This window comes from Bradyrhizobium cajani (assembly GCF_009759665.1).
In the GTDB taxonomy this organism is placed as follows: Bacteria; Pseudomonadota; Alphaproteobacteria; order Rhizobiales; family Xanthobacteraceae; genus Bradyrhizobium; species Bradyrhizobium cajani.
In genome coordinates this window covers 1-6,937 of the sequence record NZ_WQNE01000076.1, presented here as the reverse complement: position 1 = coordinate 6,937, position 6,937 = coordinate 1, and the positions used below count along the sequence as shown (strand labels likewise).

The window sequence follows — 6,937 nt, the reverse complement described above, 5'->3', positions numbered from 1 at the left end:
GTGGTCTGCGCGCCCGAGGCCGGCTCGGACGAGGGCGATGGAGGCGGGCTTGCGGGCGCCTTGCGGGCGCACTTAAGTGCGCGGCTGCCGGATTACATGGTGCCGAGTGCGTTCGTGCGGCTGGCGGCGCTGCCGCTGACGGTGAACGGCAAGCTCGATCGGAACGCGCTGCCGGCGCCGGCCGATCAGGCCTATGCGCTGGCGGCCTACCAGGCGCCGCAAGGTGCGGTCGAGACGGCGCTGGCGCGGATCTGGGCCGAGCTCCTGGGTGTCGAGCGCATCGGGCGCAACGACCACTTCTTCGAACTGGGCGGCCACTCGCTCTTGGCCGTACAGATGCTCAGTCGCGCATTAAAGCTTGGCCTGGGTTTTAGCGCCACCGACCTCTTCCGAGCCCCAGTTCTGAAGGAGCTTGCACCGAAGATTCGTTTGCAGGTGCAGCCCAGTAACACGGCGGTGATTCCCGTTCGACCGACCGGCTCGCAGCCACCTCTGTTCTTTGTCCCGACAGGTTTTGGGGATTGTTCGTATGTCCTCGGTTTGGCAGCGGAAATGGATGCAGACTGCTCGGTCTACGCTCTGCCATGGCCTCCTTTCGATGACGTTCGCCCACCGACTATTGAGGCAATAGCCGCAGAGGTGATTCTTGCAATTAAACAGATCCAGCCACGTGGCCCATACCGCTTTGCTGGATACTCATCAGGTGCAATCCTGGCTTATGCAATTGCCGAGCAGTTACTGAGTGTTGATGAAGTTGTATCATTCATGGCGTTCATCGATGTTAGTCTAGTTGCGGCTTCTTCAAAGGGATCACTGAAGAATTTGGCACGAGAATTTGTCTTGGATCGTTGTGGAATCTTGCGCGATGAGTATCACGAGGTTTTGGAACGCGACACCGAACAATGTTCCATCTCTGAGTTGTTTGAAAAGGCGCAGCAAACAGGAGCGTTAGCTCCAGATCACGATCTTCACAGTGACGTTTCGATGTACCAAAGGGCCGCGACATTTCACCGCGCGCTACAATCGTATCGCGTTCCGCCGCTCGCGATTGAAATACATCAGTTCTATGCGAGTGAGCCTCGCATCAGTCGTTGGGTACCACCTGACAAACACCCCAGTAGCGGCTTGCCAAACCAAGGGTGGGACCGGGTCGTGAATGCTGGGGCTATTCGTGCCGTACCGGTTCCAGGCAACCACGTGACAATGGTGAGCAATCCAGAAAACCGCCGAGTTCTGGCTCGAGCCATTTCAACAGCCTTGATCGGCGCTGTTGAATAGACCGAGAGAACTTTCTCCGAAAGCTGAGGGTTCGAAGGTTCGTCTCAAGCTCCGGCGCTGCCCGAGTCGACAGCTTCAGCACGAAAGCGGCGGCCGAGTGGTCTGCCTATTCAGCGCGGTATGACCACTTGTGCTCGTACAGGTGCATAGACACGAATACGAGATGGCCTGGAAAGCAGCTCCTGATGTGGCTGAGTATATCCTCAATCTCATTCGCATAAAATTTGACTACCATCACATGGACGATGTCCGTGTTGGGAACGGGTTCATTTGGGAGACTTCTCAGGCTCGAGTTTATTTCGATAGGGTTGGCTCGCCGAATGTTAGCCTTTCAAGCAGACCACGGGCGAGTCATCTTGATGATCGTTGGGCCAATCTATTTGATGATGACTTCAGCCCGGACGGGATCTACTCGCAAGCTTGGCGATGCGGATGGTGTCGGGGGACGATCCATCATCGCCTATCCTTGATCGTCTGCGCTACGCAAACTCGCTTATCGCAGAGGCGTTTAGTGAGCCACATGATCGAATTCGCCTCGTTCGCCTGGTGGCGGCGCCGGAGGCACTTGCCGTGCTGCCGCGCGAGGAGAAATCTGAAGGCCTCGCCGAACGGTGCGCATTTGCGGGCGGCTGACCAAAGCGACTTGAGATGTAGCCTGTCATTCTCAGTTCCTAGAGAGATATCGTGTGCCGGCTTATCCATGATCTGGAAAGCGGGTACTGTCCCGAATGTTTCGCACTTTTGATGAGGCGACGGCTCCGGTTTCAGAGAGTTGTAGCTGATAGAGCGGTCGCCGGCAAAGCCGAGCAAATCTGTCAGCTTGGGAGGTTCGGCCGCCAAGGTGAATGGCATGCCGAAATTAAGACAACAAGGATCGTGGCAAACACCAATATTGCGATCGGTGTCAGGCCGGGAAGATTATTAGAATTCATCGCTTTGCCGCAGTTGGATCAAAATGGCCTGCAAATGCGGTGCTCTTCCATTCCGCTTCGCCGGAGTGCGCCATGCCAACACGACTGTGCGAGCATCGATAGGCAGCTGGGCGAAATGCCCATAATCCACACGGAGTAGCAGACGCGCCGAGGCGCCCCGGGAGGGGATGGATCCTATTTGTGACCTAATGCGCTAAGGAGTCCGATCGCAACGGGTATCAGGGCGATGCAAGCCCACAAAGTTGGCGAGCCAGAGTTTAGACCGGCAATGAAGATCCCGATGCCAAATCCAACGATAAAGGCCGAGATCGCATAGGCAACTACTGCGTCCATTAGTCGATCCACAAGCTACAGGATCGATGCCTTAAGGACTCGCCGCAGTACAAAACGTTCCAGCGCACCGAAGCGCCCCCGGAAGGGTAGTTTTCAATTGATCGGTACCGGCAAATCAGGGAAGCTCTCCACTGGGCTTTAAGGACCCGACCTTGAGAGCGACAACGATCGCTTGGCGCCGGCGACGTCTCGCGCGACGAGCCTTGGCGGCCCTTAGCGCATGGCTGCACCTTGGCGGTTGCGCTGAGCTGGCTGTGTCGTATCGCGGCCATGGATGATCCACAGCGTCGACGTTGGGGCAGGCATCGGTCTGCTCGCGCTCATTTCGATGGGCCTCTAAGTTCCGCGCGCGGCCCTACAATCTAATTTGGGGGTATCATGGTACGCCTTTTAGTCCTAGACTGCGGACCATGACCTACGAGCGCTCTCGATCGAAGCCGCAATGGAATTGCAGGCTCCCTGGACCAACGATCTTTCAGAAGGGCTGTCGGTCAAGGATATACGGATTGTCCATCGCGTGATCACGGCCTGCGAGATAAGCTTGAGGGCGCGGGGCGGCAGTGCCACCAGTTTCTCGAAATAGAACGCTGCCGGGCTCGAAATACATGTCCCGGCAGCGTTTCATTCTCAAACTGAGCCCTGAAATCCCAGTTAGCGCTACCCTAGCAATGGCCGTGCCACAGGTTCGTGACAGGAAACAACAAAACGGCCTCAAGCATTTTCCGGGGCTGTCTCGGACGCTGAGGCCTTATGGCCAGCGAGGAACGAGCAAGCAAAAAGACGACGACCGGCACCAATTTCTGAAGATCACTAGCCAGAACAAGGCTCGCCAGCGCGGAGACCGGCAGCCAATTGAGGCGACCTTACCGGCTCGCCTGGTCTGCTGCCTCCGGACGCCAGCTCGTCCCACGCGAGCTGGGGCATTCCGTCTTTGCGCCGATTCACAAATGTGAATCCCGAGGCGGTGATTTTTTGGGATTAAGGTGCGTTTGCCGCGACCAGATAGCGGCAGACCTCTCGGTCCCAGCTCGTTTTTCGATCCGGAAAAACCTCCAGGCTGGGGCCGGTTGGTCTACGTTGTCAGCGCCTTTCCCGGCTCCAGCAAACGCACGAAAGTCCCGCTCTCGTGTAGCTCGAGCCAGCCCTTCTCAACTGCGTGCTTGATGCCAGCTCCGAACTCCGGTCCGCTTGCCTTGAGCGTGTAGAGAATGGCGCGTTGATCCGCTCGATGTAGATGCGGCCATCCTGGACCGCCTCAATGCTGGCTGCCAATTCGACAAGCTTGCGCGCGGCGCTTCAGGGCTGGCGTAAGGTCGTTCAGCAGACAGCTTCAATTCTCAGCGATCCCTGGGCCACCAAACAGAAGGTGGATTACTGGCCGAGATCTTCGTGGTCCGCAAGACGACGAGATGGCTGCGCTTAAACGGGCGCCCCTGACTGAGCATTGCTTATCGCATATAGCGCTCGAGCTCGCGGATGACATCGACGACAACACGCGAGCGATGCAGCGCCAGGCGCTGAGAACGCTCATACGCGAGGGCTCGGATTCAAATCCCTTCCTGGCGCTCATCTCGGTAAATCACTTGGCGCGCGCCTACATTCGAAGGCGAGGCGCGCAGGCCGCCTATAGGGGGGCGTCCTATTCTTGCACAGGAACGATTCAAGCGACGCGAGTAAGCTGGAGTCGGCGAACAATAACTCATTCTTCAAGCTCGTCGAGCAAGGCGTTGCGCTCGTCCTGGCGCTCGCGAAGGTATTCAGCAACCGAACGCTGCGTCTTCTGCCACTCGATGCGATCTTCCGCGGTCCAAAGGAAGCACTCACGTTCGAAGCGAGTTTTCTCGCGGTCGTCGAATTCCTCGTAGAGTTTGATATCACGCTCCACTTCATCAAGTTGTTCGCGAATAGTATTAGGCATGGCCGTCCCTTGGGGCGTTGCCTCCAGCCGATGCCGGTCATCGGCTCAATACCAGCGGTTAGCAACAGTGGTTTGACCGATCCATGGTTTGTTCACAAAACATATTACGTGAGATTCTAAGCAGGCCCGCAGCGTGACGGCGATCTATAGCCACCCGCCTTGTCAGCTTTCGGAAAGGTAGTCCGCGTAAAACGCCTTTGAAGTTAGTGGCGAGTGGCAGGGACAGCGCAATGGCACCAGAACGGTCAGCGCCGAGTCATGTTCCAGCTAACTTCAAATGGTAGCGCGGGCGGGGCAGGGACAGCGTCTGATCCAACGCAACCGAACAGCGCCGAGTCTCGCCCGCACTGCCTGCGACCTGAGACTGATCGCCAAGTCACCGCCCTGTCTTGGTAGTTGCTCTAGGGCAGTCGTCCGGAGAATACACCCCTGTCAGCTTCTTGCCCCCGCTTGAAGCTGATAAGTTAGCGGCACGTGGCAGGGACAGCGCTTTATCGGTCCACTTCAAAGCGCCGAGTCACGTGGCCGCTAACGTTCCCGCTGTTTAGGTCGCGCGGCTGCCACCGTGAGTCCGGTGTGATACGTGAGGCTATCGATTACCTTGAGCGCGGCTTCGAGTTCATCTCGAAGACGCTTCGTAATCCGCAGAATGCCGCTCGCGCGCTCGTCTCGGCTGATTTCTGCACCGTGAACAACTTTTTATTCGAGGTCTTATAGCTTCGCACTTGCGTAGCGAGATGTGCTAGGCATCATCCGGCTCCGTCCTGATTAAGGATCCGGCATCCGCCGAACCACGGCGTAAAAATGTCCCCTACACGGTTTAAGTAGAGCGGGTGGCGTTGCGGGAACATCTGTCCTCATCTCGCGTCTGAGCGCCTCGAATTCGTATAAGGTCGAAAGAGGGCAATCCGCCACCGCGTCCATTTCTGAGCCGATAACTTCAGCCCGGGATCGCCAATCGGCCAGCTGTTCTTCAGTTCGCTGTGGCCCCTACGTGTCTTCTGCCGGTGTATGGCTTGGCCTACGGAGGTAGTCCGTGAATGCTTGGATTGCCGCTACCACTTCCGTCCTAGGCACGGCGGTTACTCCTATGAGCGGAGCCAGCTCGAACAGTTGCAGGCCAAGGGTTTTAATATGACAGGCACGCCGGGAAGGCGGCAACCCACTGGTGCGGGTAGGTGCCCTCCGGTAATTTTTCGACGATTTTGCTTTGGCGGCCCCTTGGGAATTTAAGCCTCTCGGGAGCGAGCGCGGTCAGCTTTGCTACCAGACGGAACGCTGGCCGTGTTGAAGTTAACGGTGCGTGGCAGAGACAGCCGCTCATCGGTCCACTTTCAAGCCCGCCGAGTCACGTTGCCGCTAACTTCACTGGCAGCGCGGGCGTGGTGGGGACAGCGTCCGATCCCTCCCAGCTGACCGGCGCCGAGTCGCGCCCGCGCTGCCTACGGTCACTGAGATTGAGATCATTCGGGGCACTCGGCTAGGAGCGGGAGAACATTGTCTGGTTGAATGTCGTCGGCCGTTGTCTTGATGTACTTGTGCCCGTTGTGCGTGGCTCCAACCACACCAACCCTGCGTCCATTTTCTTCGACATAGAACTCCCATTCGGCGCTCTCGATATCTTTGACAACCTGGTCGATGGACCGCTTCCACGGCTTTCCATCGGGGTTTACTCCGCCGACATGTGTTATTCTTTCGTGAGGATTCTTTCTGTCCGTCTTGTTGGCATAACGAATGCGTGCGCGTTTGGCCATTTGAGTCTCTCCCAAATCTGCAAGCCTGAGGCACTAGCTTAGACCCGAGCAGTCAATTCGACCGGCTGCCAATTCAGGTAGGTGCTTCCAGTCCTTCTCAGCGATACTCCTTGATCGCCCCCCTTGGGAAATTGAGCCTCTCGGGAGCAAAGGTGGCCAGCCTCACTCTTCGAGGACGGGCTGGCCACCGAAGTTAGCGGCTCAAATCCATGGGCGCAGTACGGGCTTACGGATGCACATATTCGAGCGGCACATCACGTCCCTGCGGTCGCAAGCGCTTGCGGCCAATCAGACCCACGCGGTCGATCCGTCGGCCCATCAGATCGCCAAGTCGCGACATCTAAGGCCGCTGAGGCTCAGGCAATGGGGGACATACTCGATTACGTGAAACCCAATCTCGGGTCGAAGGAGGCACAGAAGATCACTGCACGCATACGCGCTCTTCTAGGGGCGCCGCGTGAGTGCCAACCGGTTCGGGTGGGATGCCTGTGAGACTTTCGCCAGCGCGCCGCGCCCGCACTGCTCCCGGTGTGCGGGTTGGTCATAAAGGCACTGGGTGCGCTCGCGATAGCTGGCGAAAGGCTGGCGGACTGTCTTGCTTGTGCGCCAGGCAAGCTGGCGTGGTCCAACCGGTGGAAGTCCGGTCCGGGTAAGCGGTAGCGAGCGCCCGGTAGTGAGTGTTGCGTGGCCGTCGGCAACGGCGGCTGCGAAGCGTACACAAC

General features: G+C 57.8%; 3 protein-coding genes. 1 reads left to right on the top strand and 2 read right to left on the bottom strand.

The window, feature by feature from the left end:
• A partial coding sequence (locus GPL20_RS38335) for a thioesterase domain-containing protein (RefSeq protein ID WP_246251302.1) occupies window positions 1–1,278 on the top strand: 1,278 nt, incomplete at its 5' end.
• 2,964 nt (window positions 1,279–4,242) lie between these two features.
• Here the strand turns inward: GPL20_RS38335 and GPL20_RS38330 are convergent.
• On the bottom strand, window positions 4,243–4,461 hold the full coding sequence (locus GPL20_RS38330) for a hypothetical protein (protein ID WP_157337903.1): 219 nt from the start codon (window positions 4,459–4,461) through the stop codon (window positions 4,243–4,245).
• Window positions 4,462–5,924: 1,463 nt separating this feature from the next.
• A complete protein-coding gene (locus tag GPL20_RS38325; RefSeq protein ID WP_157337901.1) occupies window positions 5,925–6,215 on the bottom strand; it encodes a DUF3892 domain-containing protein in 291 nt (96 codons plus the stop codon).
• Between the last annotated feature and the right edge of the window lie 722 nt (window positions 6,216–6,937).